Origin of the sequence: Luteimonas sp. 3794 (assembly GCF_031456825.1) — a bacterium.
Taxonomy (GTDB): Bacteria; Pseudomonadota; Gammaproteobacteria; order Xanthomonadales; family Xanthomonadaceae; genus Luteimonas.
Genome location: NZ_JAVDVJ010000006.1, coordinates 22719 through 38935, shown reverse-complemented (window position 1 = coordinate 38935; position 16217 = coordinate 22719). Strand labels below are relative to the sequence as shown.

Annotated in this window: 12 protein-coding genes; 5 read left to right on the top strand and 7 right to left on the bottom strand. The window is 66.1% G+C overall.

Annotation, left to right across the window (positions count from 1 at the left end; genetic code table 11):
* Nucleotides 1-198 precede the first annotated feature (198 nt).
* From J2X52_RS10320 to J2X52_RS10305, 4 genes are read left to right on the top strand one after another with little or no spacing between them, the layout of a single operon-like run.
* Nucleotides 199-1884 (top strand): OFA family MFS transporter, encoded by a 1686-nt coding sequence (locus J2X52_RS10320; RefSeq protein ID WP_310152567.1) that lies wholly within the window; start codon nucleotides 199-201, stop codon nucleotides 1882-1884.
* Nucleotides 1885-1936: 52 nt separating this feature from the next.
* Entirely contained in the window at nucleotides 1937-2824 is an 888-nt protein-coding gene (fdhD, locus tag J2X52_RS10315) for a formate dehydrogenase accessory sulfurtransferase FdhD (protein WP_310152565.1), read from the top strand.
* Nucleotides 2821-5175 carry an FdhF/YdeP family oxidoreductase gene (locus tag J2X52_RS10310; RefSeq protein ID WP_310152562.1) on the top strand — a complete coding sequence of 785 codons (2355 nt, stop codon included), beginning with the start codon at nucleotides 2821-2823 and terminating at the stop codon, nucleotides 5173-5175. The genes fdhD and J2X52_RS10310 overlap by 4 nt, the downstream gene beginning before the upstream one ends.
* Nucleotides 5165-5443, top strand: coding sequence for a hypothetical protein (locus tag J2X52_RS10305; protein WP_310152560.1), 279 nt, complete (start codon nucleotides 5165-5167; stop codon nucleotides 5441-5443). The genes J2X52_RS10310 and J2X52_RS10305 overlap by 11 nt, the downstream gene beginning before the upstream one ends.
* Before the next feature lie 533 nt (nucleotides 5444-5976).
* On the opposite strand, the gene J2X52_RS10300 is transcribed toward J2X52_RS10305, so the two are convergent.
* The 7 genes from J2X52_RS10300 to J2X52_RS10270 form a co-directional block, all read right to left on the bottom strand.
* Complete coding sequence (locus J2X52_RS10300; RefSeq protein WP_310152558.1) at nucleotides 5977-6783, bottom strand: VOC family protein; 807 nt, start codon at nucleotides 6781-6783, stop codon at nucleotides 5977-5979.
* Between the two features lie 43 nt (nucleotides 6784-6826).
* The gene (locus tag J2X52_RS10295) at nucleotides 6827-7228 is read right to left on the bottom strand and encodes a hypothetical protein (RefSeq protein WP_310152555.1); all 402 of its coding nucleotides are present in this window, start codon (nucleotides 7226-7228) and stop codon (nucleotides 6827-6829) included.
* An 82-nt stretch (nucleotides 7229-7310) separates the two neighbouring features.
* The gene (locus J2X52_RS10290) at nucleotides 7311-7730 is read right to left on the bottom strand and encodes an NUDIX hydrolase (RefSeq protein ID WP_310152552.1); all 420 of its coding nucleotides are present in this window, start codon (nucleotides 7728-7730) and stop codon (nucleotides 7311-7313) included.
* A gap of 218 nt (nucleotides 7731-7948) precedes the next feature.
* A complete protein-coding gene (locus J2X52_RS10285; protein ID WP_310152550.1) occupies nucleotides 7949-8782 on the bottom strand; it encodes an aldose epimerase in 834 nt (277 codons plus the stop codon).
* Nucleotides 8772-9824 carry a glycoside hydrolase family 43 protein gene (locus tag J2X52_RS10280; protein WP_310152548.1) on the bottom strand — a complete coding sequence of 351 codons (1053 nt, stop codon included), beginning with the start codon at nucleotides 9822-9824 and terminating at the stop codon, nucleotides 8772-8774. The genes J2X52_RS10285 and J2X52_RS10280 overlap by 11 nt, the downstream gene beginning before the upstream one ends.
* Entirely contained in the window at nucleotides 9821-11323 is a 1503-nt protein-coding gene (locus tag J2X52_RS10275) for an MFS transporter (RefSeq protein WP_310152544.1), read from the bottom strand. Before J2X52_RS10275 ends, J2X52_RS10280 begins: the two co-directional genes overlap by 4 nt.
* Before the next feature lie 202 nt (nucleotides 11324-11525).
* A complete protein-coding gene (locus J2X52_RS10270; protein ID WP_310152541.1) occupies nucleotides 11526-14492 on the bottom strand; it encodes a TonB-dependent receptor in 2967 nt (988 codons plus the stop codon).
* 375 nt (nucleotides 14493-14867) lie between these two features.
* Here J2X52_RS10270 and J2X52_RS10265 point away from each other — a divergent pair, with 375 nt between their 5' ends.
* On the top strand, nucleotides 14868-16181 hold the full coding sequence (locus J2X52_RS10265) for an MFS transporter (RefSeq protein WP_310152538.1): 1314 nt from the start codon (nucleotides 14868-14870) through the stop codon (nucleotides 16179-16181).
* Nucleotides 16182-16217 lie beyond the last annotated feature (36 nt).

Below are 16217 nucleotides of genomic sequence, written 5' to 3'. Positions count from 1 at the left end.
CCTCCGAACCTGCTGCAGCGCAGCGCGCACGGGCCGCAGGTTCAATATGTTCTGGAAAGCCGGATATTCGACCATTGGAACTGGTAGCACAAGCAACACGGGAGTACGGTTGCGGCGATTTGTCGCAGCCAATATGTATTCAAGAGCATACGTGGGCGACAGAAGTCAGATATCGGCACATCGACCCGGGGAGGATTCATGGCCACCAGTTCCGCAACGACACATCCCGCCAGCAGCGCCCGCGAAGGCAGCCTGCTGTCGAAAGAACGCATCATCGCCAAGCCAGGTTTCAACCGCTGGCTGGTGCCGCCGGCCGCCCTGGCGATCCATCTGTGCATTGGCATGGCCTACGGCTTCAGCGTGTTCTGGCTGCCGCTGTCGAAGGCAGTCGGCATCGATGCCGCGATCGCCTGCGGCCCCGACATGGGCTTCTTCGCCCGCATCACCTCGGCCAGCTGCGACTGGAACATCAGCGAGCTGCAGTGGATGTACACGCTGTTCTTCGTGTTGCTGGGCTGCTCGGCGGCGATCTGGGGCGGCTGGCTGGAACGCGTCGGCCCGCGCAAGGCCGGCTTCGTCGCGGCGCTGTGCTGGTGCGGCGGCCTGCTGATCTCCGCGCTCGGCGTCCACCTACACCAGATCTGGATGCTGTGGCTGGGCTCGGGCGTGATCGGCGGCATCGGTCTGGGCCTGGGCTACATCTCGCCGGTGTCGACGCTGATCAAGTGGTTCCCGGACCGCCGCGGCATGGCGACCGGCATGGCGATCATGGGTTTCGGCGGCGGCGCACTGATCGGCAGCCCGCTGGCCGACATGCTGATGCGCCACTTCGCCACCCCGACCTCGGTCGGCGTGAAGGAAACCTTCCTGGTGATGGCCGCGGCCTACTTCGTCTTCATGATGGCCGGCGCGTTCGGCTACCGCGTACCGCCGACCGGCTGGAAGCCCAAGGGCTGGACACCGCCGCCGGCGAAGGACAACGCGATGATCACCCAGGGCCACGTGCACGTGAAGCGCGTCTGGGGCATTCCGCAGTTCTGGCTGGTGTGGGCGGTGCTGTGCCTCAACGTGTCGGCCGGTATCGGCGTGCTGGGTCTGGCCTCGCCGATGCTGCAGGAGATGTTCGGCGGCCGCCTGATCGGCATCGATGTGGGCTTCGGCGAACTGAGCACCGAGCAGCTGTCGGCCATTGCCGCGATCGCCGCGGGCTTCGTCGGCATGCTGAGCCTGGCCAACATCATCGGCCGCTTCTTCTGGGCCTCGATGTCGGACAAGTTCGGCCGCAAGGTCACCTATTCGATCTTCTTCGTGCTCGGCATCGCGCTCTACGCCGCTGCGCCGACGCTCGGCAATGCGGGTTCGATCGCGCTGTTCGTCGCGGCGTTCTGCGTGATCCTGTCGATGTACGGCGGCGGTTTCGCCACCGTGCCGGCGTATCTGGCCGATCTGTTCGGCACCCAGCACGTCGGCGCGATCCACGGCCGCCTGCTGACCGCCTGGGCGACGGCCGGCATCCTCGGTCCGTTCGTCATCGGCTACATGCGCGAGTACCAGCTGGGCCTGGGCATGCCGCCGTCGCAGGTCTACAACACCACGATGTACATCCTCGCCGGCATGCTGGTCCTGGGCCTGATCTGCAACCTGCTGGTGCGTCCGGTGAACGCCAAATACTTCATGTCGCCCGAGGAACTCGCCCACGAGAAGCAACTGGCGCACGAGAAGGTCGACGCGTCGGGCAAGTCGCTGGTGTCGCAGGACGAGATGGACCGCATCGGCGCAGGTGGCAACCCGGCACTGGTGGCGTTCTGCTGGGCCGCGGTCGGCATTCCGCTCGCATTCGGCATCTGGAAAACGCTGGAAAAAGCCCTGGTGTTGTTTACCTGAGGCATGACGCAGGACCGGCGGCCGCTCACGCAGTCGTCGGTACCCTCCTGACATGACACGTTCCCACGACAGCGATCTCCATGCCGACCCGACGACTGCCGGCGCCGTGCGCCGTCCGGTCGAACGCTGGCGCGACGGCGCAGTGCGCCAGATCGACGACCACGTCGCCGAGGAAGTGCCGGTGGCCTTCGTCTACAACGACGTACCGTTCGCGGTGATGATGGCCACGCCTGCGGATCTCGAGGATTTTGCGCGGGGTTTCGCGATCAGCGAAGGCATCGTCGATGCACCCGGCGATGTGGCGATCGAAGGCGTCGAGCATTTCATCGAAGGCATCGAAATCCGCCTGCGGATTCCCGAGGCGCGCGCGGACGCATTGGCATTGCGTCGCCGCAGCATGAGCGGCCGCAGTGGCTGCGGCGTCTGCGGCAGCGAACTGCTGGAAGCCGCGTTGCGTTATCCGGCTCCGGTCACGACCGATGTCCGCGTGTCACCCGAATCGCTGGCACGCGCACTGCGCGCACTGCGCGATGCGCAATCCATCGCCGCCCTCACCGGCGCCACGCACGCGGCAGGCTGGGCGTCGCTCGATGGCACGCTGCAACTCGCACGCGAGGATGTCGGCCGCCACAACGCGCTCGACAAACTCATCGGCGCGCTGCACGCCGATACCTTCGATCCCGCCGATGGTTTCCTCGTCGTCACCAGCCGCGCCAGTTATGAAATGGCGATGAAGGCGGCCAGCGTCGGCATCGCATTGATGGCGGCGATTTCCGCGCCGACCGCGCTGGCGATTTCGCTGGCGCAGCGCGCCCATCTCACCCTGATCGGTTTCGCCCGCGACGACGGGCATGCCGTGTACACCCACGCGCAGCGGCTGCTCCCCCCGTCGGCGACATCGCCGGCTGCCGCGCGCCCAGGCAGGAATTCCGCACCATGAGCAACGACACGATCCGCAAGTACGACGGTCCCGCCGGTGGCTGGGGCGCGCTCAAGAGCGTGGCCAGGCATCTGAGCGAACAGAAGATCGCGGTCAGCGGCGCCAAGACCCTCCTGCGCGCCAACCAGCCCGACGGCTTCGACTGCCCCGGCTGCGCCTGGCCCGACCGCGACCACACCTCCACCTTCGAGTTCTGCGAAAACGGCGCCAAGGCCGTGGCGGCGGAAGCAACGAAATTCCGTGCCGGCCCCGAACTGTTCGCCAAGTACACCGTCACGCAGCTGGCCGAATACAGCGACTACTGGCTGGAACAGCAGGGCCGCCTGACCACGCCGATGCGTTACGACGCGGCCACCGATCATTACGTACCGGTGACCTGGGACGAGGCGCTCGGGCTGGTCGCGCAGCACTTGAATGCACTGCCCTCGCCCGACAACGCGATCTTCTACACCTCGGGCCGCACCTCGAACGAAGCCGCGTTCCTCTACCAGTTGTTCGTGCGCGAATACGGCACCAACAATTTCCCCGACTGCTCGAACATGTGCCACGAGTCGTCCGGCACCGCGCTCAAGAAGCAGATCGGTGTCGGCAAGGGCACCGTCTCGCTGCACGATTTCGAGCTGGCCGACGGCATTTTCATCTTCGGCCAGAACCCGGGCACCAACCATCCGCGCATGCTCGGCGAGCTGCGCGAGGCGGCGAAGCGCGGCGCGAAAATCGTCTCGTTCAATCCGCTGCGCGAACGCGGTCTGGAGCGCTTCGCCGATCCGCAGGACAAGCTGGAGATGGCGACCTACGGCTCGACGCAGATCTCCTCGGACTACTTCCAGCTCAAGATCGGCGGCGATCTCGCGGCCGTGAAAGGCATGATCAAGCACGTGCTGGAGCGCGACATCGAGGTCACCGGCAACGGCGGCGCGACGTTGCTCGACCAGGCGTTCATCACCGAGCACACGACCGGTTTCGACGCGTTCGCCGCCGACGTGCTGGCCGAGCCGTGGGACGTGATCATCGAGGAATCCGGACTCGACGAAGCGCAGATCCGCCGCGCCGGCGAGCTGTATCTGTCCTGCGAGCGCGTGATCCTGTGCTGGGGCATGGGCATCACCCAGCACAAGCATTCGGTCGCAACGATCAACGTGTTGACGAATCTGCTGCTGCTGCGCGGCAACCTGGGCCGCCCGGGCGCCGGCGCGTGCCCCGTGCGCGGCCACAGTAACGTGCAGGGCGACCGCACGATGATGATCTACGAGAAGCCGCCGGTCGCATTCCTCGACCGCATCCGTGACGTGTTCGGCTTCGAGCCGCCGCGCGAGGATGGCTTCGATACGGTCGGCGCGATCGAGGCGATGCTTGACGGCCGCGGCCAGGTGTTCTTCGGCATGGGCGGCAACTTCGCCATCGCCACGCCCGATTCCGACGCGACCGCGCGCGGCCTGCGCAACTGCGCGTTGACCGCGCACGTGACGACCAAACTCAACCGCAGCCACCTGATCCACGGCAAGGACGCGCTGATTCTGCCTTGCCTGGGGCGTACCGAAATCGACATCCAGGCAGGTGGCCCGCAGGGCGTGACCGTCGAGGATTCGATGAGCATGGTGCACCTGTCGTCGGGCATCAATCCGCCTGCCTCGGACACGCTGCTGTCGGAACCGGCGATCGTCGCGCGTCTCGCACACGCCACGCTCGGCGCACGGTCGAAGATCGACTGGCTGGGCGCAATCGAGGATTACGACCGCATCCGGGACATGATCGCGATGACCTTCGAAGACTTCCACGACTTCAACACCCGCGTGCGCGTGCCCGGCGGCTTTCGTCTTTCCAATACCGCGCGCGATCGCAAATGGGCGAACCCCGCCGGCAAGGCGGTGTTCTTCGCCTGTCCGGTGCCCACCGACAATCCGATCCACCGCGCACGCCGCATGCACGGCACACAACCGGTGTTCACGCTCGCGACCACGCGCTCGCACGACCAGTACAACACCACGATCTACGGCCTCGACGACCGCTACCGCGGCGTGTTCGGCGAGCGCCGCGTGCTGTTCGCGCATGCCGACGACATCGCCGCGCTGGGCATGAAAGCGGGCGACTGGGTGGACCTGGAAAGCATCTGCGAGGACGGCGTGCGCCGGCAGGCGCCGCGCTTTCTGCTGGTCGAGTACAACATCCCGCGCGGGTGCCTGGCGGCCTACTACCCGGAGACCAATCCACTGGTACCGCTGTCGAGCTTCGCCGACGAATCGCGCACGCCGACCTCCAAATCGGTGCCGGTCATCGTCACCCCGCACGTCACCGACGTCGGCGCGCACATGCCGCGCCAGCGCGACATCCCCGCCGCCGTTGTCCGCTGACGAAGCCCTGCTGCAGGCGCTGCTGACCGAACTGGCGGCAGCACCCGACGGCATGTCGCTGCCGCGGCTGTGCAAGCGCCTGGGCATCCGCATGAGCGTGCTGCTGCGCACCCTCGCCTACCTGGGTGATGAACGCATCGGCGATGCGCAGGGACCAGGCTGGGTGCGCACGGTCGAAGACGGCGCGCGAACACTCGCACACCTCACCGACAGCGGACGCGCTGTCGCGATGTCGCTGGTGGATCCGGACGACAGCCCGGCGCACTGATGCCGGGTACGGTGTCTGCTTGCGCTTGACCGCGTCGAACTGCTGGGTTCCCGAAGCGTTGTCCACACCGGGTGTGGACGGTCTGCTGACAAAGGTGTGGATAAGCCTCGCGAACCCGCTCCGCCGGCGGCCCGGAAACGACTGATCAATCTTTCACCACCGGCGTCTTGCGCACACCACGTCACTCTTGATCCGCGCATTGCAACGTGCATGCGTGCACTGAGCGCCCGACGTCGCACAGCGCGCATCGAGATTGACGGCCCTCGCCGCCGAATCAAGGCGATGCGAGCTGCACATATTGCGCGAGCGAACGTGCTTGACGCGCGGCCATCGAATCACCCGGCGCCGGTTGTCCACACCGGGTGTGGATGCTCTGATGACAAAGGTGTGGATAAGCGCCGCGAGGCCGCATCGGAAGCGGCCTTTTTCGATGCGGTCAAAAAATCGCCACGCGCGCATCCCCGATGAAAACCTCCACTTGATCCGCGCAAGCGGATATGCACTTGCGACGTTCGATCGGGTGGAGGCTTCGATCAATCCGCCGGATCGGACCACACCGCGAACTCGTTGCCGCTGGGCTCGGCGAAATGGAAGCGGCGACCGCCCGGAAACTCGAACACCGGCTTGAGGATCGTGCCGCCCGCCGCTTCGACCTTCGCCAGCGTCTCTTCGATGCGTGCGCTGTAGAACACCAGCAGCGCACTGCCCGCTTCGCTGCGCGCCTGCAGGTCGGCGCGGTAGAAGCCGCCGTCGAGCCCCTGGTTCGCGAACGCGACGTAATCGGGCCCGTAGTCCTCGAACGTCCAGTCGAACGCTTGCGCGAAGAAGCGCTTTGTCGCGTCCAGGTCTCGGGCGGGGAATTCAACGTAGTCGAGTTTTGCGTGGGCGGGCATGGACATGGGCTCCGGTTGTGGTCCGAGGATCATGCCGCATTGCGCCGGGCCGGACGCGGCGAACGCTTCGTGTGCTGCGGCGAATCTGCGCAGCAGGCGCCGCGCCACCCACCAGTTCTTCGCCGGCACGATCAGACCGGACTCGAACGGGGTGAACACGACCGTCATGACCAGCATCGGCGCCAGGCCGATCGTGCCCGCACGCGGATCGATCGCTCGGCACAGACGGTGAACCCGCGAGGCACAGACCAGCACCGGCGGCACGGTCAGCAGCGCCAGCAGGACCGCGATTTTCAGACCGGGCCCGTCACGGTGCAGCCAGGCGAACCCGCACATGGTCATGAACCAGAACGCATGCAGCAGGTAGGCACGCTTCAGCCGCCTGCACGCATACGACAGCGCAATCGCTGATGAAGGCGTGCCGTTGATGCCGGCGTCGTCGCGCATCGCTCGAAACCCGGGAGCGCCGGCAGAACACCGCGCAGTGGAATCATCCGACGTATGCAAGCTGACACCGCAACACGCCCTTGATCGCATGGTCTGCAGAACGGAGCCACACATGTTCGCCGGTGCCCTCAAGCACAAACGACGGCAAGGTGTCGGCCGACGCAGATGCCGTGTGGATCATCCGTATCCGCTGCGTGCGCTGGTCGAGCGTGGTGATCTCGTAGGCACCCAGCCGCGCACCACGTGGCGCGTTGACCTGGATCATCGCGATGGAATCGCCCCCGATGAACTCGAAACCGTATTCCCGACCGCCGCCCCTGGCTTCGAAATCACACATGGTGTGCGTGGCACCGGCTTGTGCGCAGACGACCAGCAGCACGAGCTGTGCGGAGCCACGCCAAAGAATCCGCGCCACATTCGTCTTGCGTTCCTGCGTGATTCCCATCTGTGCGCTCCTTCGCCGTCCAGCCGGTATCGCCTGCCGAGTGTTGCGTGCCTGCGGAATCCGATGCCCGCAGCGAACCCTCTCAGGCGACGCCTGCGGGCACGAAGCCCGAGTCGTAAAGCGTCTGCAGGGGCGCGAACAGGGGCCGCGGCAGATCGGCCCATTGGAACCAGTGCCAGCCCAGACACTTGTCAGGTTCGAGCGCCACCGGGTCACCGGTCGCCCCGGCAGTGACGAACAGGGTGACGTAGTGACGGCCCTCGGCCACGAAGACGTCGCTGGTGTACGGCGCGGATACGATGTCGTGTATCGCGAGACCGGTTTCCTCCAGCACTTCGCGCCGCGCGCAATCGGCGACCGTTTCGCCGAACTCCAGATGCCCACCCGGCAAGGCCCAGGTGCCCGCGCCATGCGAGCCGGCACGTTCGCCGAGCAGCACGTTGCCATCGCGGACGATGATCACGCCGACGCCGACGCGTATCGCCTGTGTGTCTCCGGTCATCTGGTCGCCTTGTCCTGCAACGCGCTGAAGTGGAATCGATACAGGATACGGCCCTCGCCACTGCCGGCTTCGCGCATCTATCGCGATGGGCCGCTCCAGAAATCATGCGCGGCTATCGGGCACGGACCCGATGCGGCCCGTTCCGGCGAAGCACTCCGCACTAAGGACGGTTATAGCGTGGGCATTTGACCCGTCTCGACGCACCTGCCGCCGGGCGATCACGCGTGACGTGCGCCCCACGCCATCTCGAACCACCGCGACAGGCGCGCGCCTGCCTCAAGCCGAAACGGCTCCAGATTGAACCCATCGGGCGGGCCGCTCTGGGGCTCGATGCAGGTCGCGTGCGCGGGCGCGTCGTAGACAACCCAGTGGCTGCAGTCCGAGCTCAGCTGCAGACGGTGGCCTTCACGATGCAGCACCGCGCCTGTGGCACCGACGAAACAGTCGTCCCACGGTGGTGTCGGAATCGGCCCCAGCGGCAGCGTCGCGAGACCCTCGGCATCGCGCGGGTACACCTGCGCCGGCGCGAACGCCACACGGTCCGGCTTGCGGAACCAGGGATGCCAGCCGATGACCGCGGGCATTGCATCCTGTCCCGCATCCAGGCGCAGCGTCAGACGCAGGCGTCGCGGCGTGAGCCGGATCGTCTGACGCACCGCCCCGCCGAACGGCCAGCGCGCATCGCACGGCAGCCGCAGCGCCAGCACGATGCAATCGGCGGTATGTAGTTCGACCGTCCATGGCAGCGCGAAGCCGACGCCGTGGATCGCGTGCGCGCCGAGATTGGGCGTCAATGTATGGTCGCGCCCGTCGAACCGGAAGCTGCCGTCCCGCACCCGCCCGGCCCACGGCACCATCGGGTAGCAGCCCCACGCGATCGTGCCCGGATGCCCGTCCTCGGGACCGACCAGCTGCGGCACGCCGTCATGGATGATCTGGGCGATACGCCCGCCCGCCGCAGGCGCGACGATGACCGATAGCGTGCCGCAGGCGATGCGCAGCAACCGCCCGGCTGCGAGTGGCGCCAGCGCGGCGTCAGGCTCAGCCGCCATAGGGATCGATCGTGCGGATCCGCCCCGTCTCGTCGTGATGCAGTTCGGTGACCTTGACCGTGCGCAGATGGGTCACGCCGCCCGAGTACAAGGCATCGTGGTAGTACAGCCACCAGCGGCCATCGAACTCGACGATGGAATGATGCGTCGTCCAGCCGACCACCGGCTTGAGGATCACGCCTTGGTAGGTGAACGGCCCATAGGGGTTGTCGCCCACGGCGTAACACAGCAGGTGCGTGTTGCCGGTGGAGTAAGAGAAGTAGTAGCGGCCCGCATGCTTATGCACCCACGGCCCTTCGAAGAAACGTCGCGTGTCGTCGTCGGCGCGCAGCGGCGCTCCGTGTTCGTCGAGGATCAGCACCTCGCGCGTCGGCTCGTCGAGCTCGAGCATGTCCGCGCGCAGCCGGGCCACCCGCGCGCCCAGCGCGGGCGCGCCGCCAACGGGTTCTTCGTGCGTGGCGTCGCGGACGTTGTCGCGGTACTTCTGCAGCTGCCCCCCCCAGATGCCACCGAAGTAGAGGTAATGCGCGTCACCGTCGTCGTAGACCGCCGGATCGATCGAATACGTGCCGGCCATCGCTTCGGGTTGCGGAATAAACGGGCCTTCCGGCCGCTCACCGACCGCCACACCGATCCGGAAGATGTCATCGGCGTCCTTGGCGGGGAAATAGAAGTAGTAGCGCCCATCGCGACACGCGGCGTCCGGCGCCCACATCTGGCGCACGGCCCATGGCACGTCGCGCACGTGCAGGGCGATGCCGCAGTCCACGGCCTCGCCATCGGGCGTGTCCATGCGCAGCACGTGGTAATCCTCCATGCCGAAGTGCCCGCCCTCGTCGTCGAACGGCGTGCCGGCATCGATGTCGTGCGAGGGATAGATGTAAAGGCGTCCCTCGAACACATGCGCCGAGGGATCGGCGGTGTAGAGATGGGTCACTAGCGGCGGCGAGATCGCACGGCCGGCCAGCAGCTCGAGTTCGGCCGACAGCGCCTCGTCTCCGGGCGCGGACGCCGGGGGCGGTGGCGTGGGATGTGCGCTCATACGGCCTCCACCCCTGCGCGCAGACGGCGCTCGGCGAGCTCGCGCTCCAGGCGCGACTCCATGGTCCGGTCGATCCGGTAGAAGAACAGCAGACCGACCGCGAGCAGGAACGGCGTTGCGCAGTACAGGCTGATCGCCAGGCGGATGCCATCGACGACCGGCGCCGATTGCGCGCCGCCGCCGGTCTCGTAGCCGTAGCGCGCGAGGATCGCCGCGACCAGCGCGCCGCCGATGCTGAGCCCGACTTTCAGGCCGCAGATCATCGCCGAGAAGATGATTGCAGTCGCGCGCCGGTTGTTCTGCCATTCGGAATAGTCGGCGACGTCGGCGATCATCGCCCACAGCAGCGGGATGGTGATGCCGTAGAAGAAGCCGTGCAGGATCTGCGACCCGAACACCAGCCAGATCGCATCGGGCGGGTAGACGTAGAACGCCAGCACGAACAGCGTCGACACGAACAGCGCGCCGCCGAACACGTCCCGTTTTCCGAACCGCTCCGCAAGCGGCCGCGACAGGCCGATGCCGAGGATCATGAAGACGATGCCGCCGGCATTGAACAGGCTGAAGGCCGACGTCGGTGCGTCTTCCGGCCACTGGAAGCCGGCCAGGCCCACGCCGGTCAGTGTCGCGTTGAGCCCGCCGATGAAGCTGTTGAAGCCGGTGCCCTGCAGGAACGCCGCGAGCGCCGTCGCGTCGAGGTAGTACTGGAAGTAGTAGATCGTCATGCCGCCCTTCAGCGCCAGGGTGACGAACACCAGCACGGTCAGCGTCAGCATGATCAGCCAGGGCCGGTTGTGGACGAGATCGGTCAGGTCCTGGCGCACGCCGGACGATTGCGCAGCCGTCGGCACGATGCGCTCGCGGGTGGTCAGGAACGTGATCAGGAAGAACACCGTGCCGACGATGGCGAAGATCGTCATGACCTGTTCGAAGCCGCGCACGCGGTCCCCGTCACCGAGGATCAGCACCATCGGCAGCAACAGCACCTGGATCACGAACTGCGCCACCATCACTGCGACGAAGCGGTAAGACGACAGGCTGTTGCGCTGGTCCATGTTGCCGGTCAGCACGCCGCTCAGCGCCGAATACGGCAGGTTGTTGGCGCCGTAGACCAGCACAAGAAGCGTATAGGTCACCAGCGCATAGATCACCTTGCCGCGCTCGCCGAGGTCGGGCGTGCTGAAGGCCAGCAGCGACAGCACGCCGAACGGGACCGCGGTCCACAGGATCCACGGCCGGAACTTGCCCCAGCGCGTGCGGGTGCGGTCGGCCAGCAGGCCGATGATCGGCGTGAACACGAACGCGCCGAGCAGGCCGACGACGAAGATGATCGTCGCAGCCGTGGCGGCAGGCAGTTCATAGACATCGGTGTAGAAGAACGCCAGATACGTGACCAGCGTCTGGAAGATCAGGTTGGCGGCGAGATCGCCAAGGCTGTAGCCGACCTTCTCGCGGACGGACAGCACCTCGGACACGCTGGGGGGAAGCACAGGATTCATTGCGCGGGGGGATCCGGATTGGAGGCGGACGATGCCGACGTTGCGTCAAGTGCACGGGGGCGTCCACCGGCGGTCATCGGAGACCGCATGGCATGCGGATCGATGACACGAGGCCGTGACCCGCGCGGGAGAGAACACGGTCCGCCCCGGCGTCGGAGCGCCGGGACAGACCGTGGGGAGACAGGCGCACCGGCAAACAGGCTCAGAACGTGCCCCGGATACCGATGGTGTAGGTGGTGCCGGGATCGTAGAGATCGTTCACGGCGTTGGCGTACCAGAAATTCGACCGCCGCTCTTCCCCGGTGATGTTGAGGATGTTGAAGGTGATCTGCGGCTTCGACGGCAGATTCGCCAGCGTGTAGCTGGCGGCGAGATCCAGCTGTCCGCGATCCTCCCCGAAGATCTGCGCCTGCGGAATGCCCTGCTGGTTGGGACCGGTGCCGACGGCGCCTTCCTGCCAGGTGTAGGACAGCCGCAATGACGCGACATCGTTCTCCCAGTAGGTGGTGGCGTTCCACAGCGAGGGCGCCACGCCGTAGACGTTGCCCGCGAGTGCGTTGGCGTCACGTCCGACGGTGGAGATATCGAGTTTGGTGTAGTTGGCCATGAAACCCAGGCCGTCGAACACAAAGCCCAGCGGCTGCACCCAGATCGCTTCCCAGCCACGGATGTTGAGCGCGGCATCCGCGTTGACCTGCTGATTGACGTTGACCGTGGCCACGTCCGGGCCACCGCGGTTATTGATCGCCTGGCGCTGGGTCTCGGTGAGATCCTCGAACGGAATGCCGAGCGACAGGAACGGCCGCGTGGTCACGCCCTGGAAGGTGTAGCCCTCGACGCGCTTGTTGAACAGGGTCAGGCCGACGAAGCCCTCGTCGCCGGTGTACCACTCGCCGCCTAGATCGAAGTTCGTCGACAGGTAGGGCGTGAGCTCCGGGTTGCCCTGGGAGGCGATCTGCGCCGACTGGTCGGTGAAGACCGTCGAGGGCAGCATCGAACTCGGATTGGGGCGGGTCATGGTGCGCGAACCCGACATGCGTAGCACCACCTTGTCGGCGACGTCCCATGCCGCGCTGAACGAGGGCAGCCACTCGCTGTAATCGCCGGTCAGCGTCTGGTACTGGCGTACGCCGCCGATCGTCACCGGGCCGGCAATGTCCTGATCGGTGCTGGCCCAGCGCATGCCCGCGTTGAAACGCAGGTTGCGGTTCCAGACCTCGGTCTCGCCATTGAGTTCGATATAGGCAGCCAGCGTGCGCTCGGTGAAGCCGCCCGTCGCGCCGCCGGTGTTGGGACCGCCGGATTCCGGCGCCGTATCCCGGAAGCGGTAGTAGTCGGCGTCGTTCTTGAAGCGGTCGCCATCGACGGTGATGAAGCCCAGCGGGCCGGGCATCAGGTACGCGGCCAGCTCGGCATTGGTGATCAGTGCGCCTGCATTGCCATCGCAGGCGGGACGCGGATCGGGCACGCTGCCGTCCGGGTTGAGCCCGCGGCAGACCAGGTTTTCCCATGCTGGACTGTTGTCGAAGCCGCGGATCGTGCGTGCATTGCGGTCCCAGGCTATGCCGACCCGGACGTTGCGGCGGTCTTCACCGAACTGCAGGTCCGCGCGCACGCCACTGGTCTCGGTGACGCGCTTTTCGTTCTGCACGTTGACCCGGCCACCGCCGGCCCAGGTCCAGCCGAGGTTGGGATCGTTGAGGTCGAGACCGGTATCCCAGCGCGGCACGCTGCCGTCATTGACGTACTGGAGCGTGGTGAAGGGCGAGTTGACCATGATCGTGGGCGACTCGCGGAACATCCAGCTGCGGCTGTGGTTGGCCTCGACGCTCAGCTTGAGGTCGTCGGTGAACCAGAACGTCGCGCCAGGCGTCACATGCCAGTACTGCACGTCCTCGATGTAGGGCCGGTACTCGAGCGCGAACTGCGCATTGCTGAAGGTTGCCGAGGTGACGACATTGTTCGCGTCGAGCTGCATGTCCAACGGAATCATCTGTCCGTTGCGACCGATCAAGTTGATGTCGATGCGCTCGTTGGTGCGCTTGGCCTTCGTGTAGAGCGTATCCATGAACACGTGCAGGCGGTCGTTCGGACGCCATTCCAGCGACGTAAGCACCGCATCTCGGTCGCGGTCGCCGGACATGTAGACCGGGCGACCGAGGCGCGGTATCAGCGCCTCACCGATCTGCGCCGTCGTCAGTCCTGGATTGTTGGCCAACAGCCACGCGGCATCGATCGGCTGGCCCGGCGTCAGGCCTGCAGCGATCGTCGATGGATTGTTCGGCACGAGATCGGGGATACGCCAGCCATTGCCACCGGTGGCGTTGCAGGGCTGCCCCAGCGCGGGGAAGCCGCCGGGGGCACCGCCATTGCCGCATTGCGCGTTGGTGAGGTTGGGGTTGGTCCAGCCGATGGTTTCAAATCCCTCCACACCAATCTTGCCGCGCGCGGACGTCACGCCGACCAGGGTGCCGAAGGTGCCTGCATCATTGGTCCAGCTGAAAATCGACGAGGCCCGCGGACTGGTCTTCTCGCTGACGTCGTTGTAATCCGCCTGCAGCTGGTACGAGACGTGCGTGCCCGGCCGGTCGAACGGGCGCACGCTGCGCATGTCGACTACACCGGCGGCGCCGCCCTCCGGCAGGCTGGCCTGCGGCGACTTGTACACCGTGACGTCGCTGAAGAATTCGGTCGGAAAGATGTTGAGATCGACCTCGCGGTTCTGGTTGGTCGCGTCCAGGCCGATCGATGCGGTGGCGACCGAAGCGCCGTTGATCAGGGTCTTGGTGAAACTGCTGCCGAGCCCGCGGATGGCGATGTTCAGGCCTTCGCCGTTGACGTCGCGATTCAACTGGATGCCCGGGATGCGGGTCAGCGATTCGGCAATGTTGGTATCGGGAAACTTGCCTAGATCTTCGGCGAAGATCGAATCGGTAAAGCCGGTGGAATCGCGTTTCGCGTCGGTGGCGAACTGCAGACTCTGACGGTAGCCGGTGACCGACACCGTATCGAGCTGGGTGACGGCAGCGGATTCCGCCGGTTGCGGCGGTGTCGGCTCCGGTTGGGATGGAGGCGGCGGATTCTGGGCCAGCACGGATGCGCTCGCCATTCCCAGAAGCGCCAGACTCAACGCGCGTGACAATGTGGTTCGTGTGACATTCACTTGCACCGTACTCCCCTCCCGTTTCTGGTGACTGGCTGTCCGGACGCGCGTGCGCGTCGGCAGCATGGCTTGTTCTGCGTGTACCCCGACCCCGCGGAAACCGATGTTCCGAGATGACGTTTTCAAGGTAGCGCTATCATTCGGCCGCCGTCACGCTGCGCAGCAGCATGGCGAACAACGCGCCGATAATCGTGTTTTTACGCTGCATTGCAGCGCATATCGGTCGCTAGGAACTCTGCATCGCGGGATTGATGCGCTGCAGAACGCCTTCGCGAATCGCCTGTGTTAGTGATAGCGCTATCACTGATCGGGCGCGTGCCGCCGGGGGATATCGATGGTGCCGACACATACGCTCGCGTCCGACGCGCAGGACGCCCGGGCATGAGCACGCCGGTTGACACCGTGCGGGATGCAGCCACACCGTCGGGCACGATCAGCCGCTACCGCTGGGTGATCTGCGCGCTGCTGTTCTTCGCGACCACGATCAACTACGTCGACCGTGCAGTGCTGGGCGTGCTGGCGCCGACGCTGCGCGTCGAGTTCGGCTGGAGCGAGCAGGACTACGGCGTGATCAGCGCGTCCTTCACCCTGGCCTACGCGATCGGCTTCCTGTTCGCCGGGTGGTTCATCGATCGCGTGGGCACGCGCGTCGGCTACAGCGTGTATCTCACCTTGTGGTCGTTCGCGGCCGCGGCGCATGCACTGGCGAAGTCGGTCGTCGGTTTCAGCATCGCGCGCTTCGTGCTCGGCCTCGGCGAATCAGGCAATTTCCCCGCGGCGGTGAAGACTGTGGCCGAATGGTTTCCCAAGCGCGAGCGCGCGTTCGCGACCGGCGTCTTCAATGCCGGCTCCAACATCGGTGCGATCGTGGCGCCCCTGCTGGTGCCGTGGCTGGCGCTCACCTGGGGCTGGCGCACGGCGTTCGTCGTGACAGGCCTCGCGGGTCTGGTGTGGCTCGCATTCTGGCTGCCGGTCTACCGGCGTCCGGCCGAACATCCGAAGGTGTCGGCGGCGGAACTGGCGCTGATCAACAGCGATCCACCCGACCCGCCGGTGCGTGCTTCGTGGCTGCAGCTGCTGCGCTTCCGGCAGACCTGGGCGTTCACGGTCGGCAAGTTCCTCAGCGATTCGGTGTGGTGGTTCTACCTGTTCTGGTTTCCGATGTTCATGGCCGACCGCTTCGGCGTGGACCTGCGCACGATCGGCCTGCCGATGGTGACCGTGTTCCTGCTCGCGGACGTCGGTTCAGTGGGCGGCGGCTGGTTCAGTTCGCGGCTGATGCAGCGCGGCTGGAGCGCGAATGCCGCGCGCAAGACCACGATGCTGATCTGCGCGCTGTGCATCCTGCCGGTGGTGTTCGCGCCGCATGTCGAAGGCCAGTGGGTCGCGGTGTGGCTGATCGGGCTCGCGGCCGCCGCGCACCAGGGATTCTCGGCCAACCTGTTCACGCTGACCTCGGACATGTTTCCACGCGCCGTCGTCGCGTCCGTGGTCGGCATCGGCGGCTTCGCCGGCGCGATGGGCGGCTTCTTCATGAACCTCGGCGCTGGCTGGCTACGCGGCTATACCGGTAGTTACGCCGCGATGTTCTTCATGGCCGGCGGCGCGTATCTCGCCGCGCTGCTGGCGATCCATGTCCTGGCGCCGCGTCTCGAACCCGCGCGTCTGGATCTCGCGCCGCCCGGGTCGTCGTGAGCGCGACGGCATCTCCGCTCCGCAACATCCGCCCGC

What these genes read in the sequence shown, in the direction of transcription:
- J2X52_RS10295 (WP_310152555.1), bottom strand. Translation starts at nt 7,228, where the DNA reads ATGGGAATCACGCAGGAACGCAAGACGAATGTGGCGCGGATTCTTTGG.
- J2X52_RS10285 (WP_310152550.1), bottom strand. Translation starts at nt 8,782, where the DNA reads ATGGCGGCTGAGCCTGACGCCGCGCTGGCGCCACTCGCAGCCGGGCGG.
- J2X52_RS10280 (WP_310152548.1), bottom strand. Translation starts at nt 9,824, where the DNA reads ATGAGCGCACATCCCACGCCACCGCCCCCGGCGTCCGCGCCCGGAGAC.
- J2X52_RS10320 (WP_310152567.1), top strand. Translation starts at nt 199, where the DNA reads ATGGCCACCAGTTCCGCAACGACACATCCCGCCAGCAGCGCCCGCGAA.
- J2X52_RS10300 (WP_310152558.1), bottom strand. Translation starts at nt 6,783, where the DNA reads ATGCGCGACGACGCCGGCATCAACGGCACGCCTTCATCAGCGATTGCG.
- J2X52_RS10310 (WP_310152562.1), top strand. Translation starts at nt 2,821, where the DNA reads ATGAGCAACGACACGATCCGCAAGTACGACGGTCCCGCCGGTGGCTGG.
- J2X52_RS10290 (WP_310152552.1), bottom strand. Translation starts at nt 7,730, where the DNA reads ATGACCGGAGACACACAGGCGATACGCGTCGGCGTCGGCGTGATCATC.
- J2X52_RS10265 (WP_310152538.1), top strand. Translation starts at nt 14,868, where the DNA reads ATGAGCACGCCGGTTGACACCGTGCGGGATGCAGCCACACCGTCGGGC.
- J2X52_RS10275 (WP_310152544.1), bottom strand. Translation starts at nt 11,323, where the DNA reads ATGAATCCTGTGCTTCCCCCCAGCGTGTCCGAGGTGCTGTCCGTCCGC.
- fdhD (WP_310152565.1), top strand. Translation starts at nt 1,937, where the DNA reads ATGACACGTTCCCACGACAGCGATCTCCATGCCGACCCGACGACTGCC.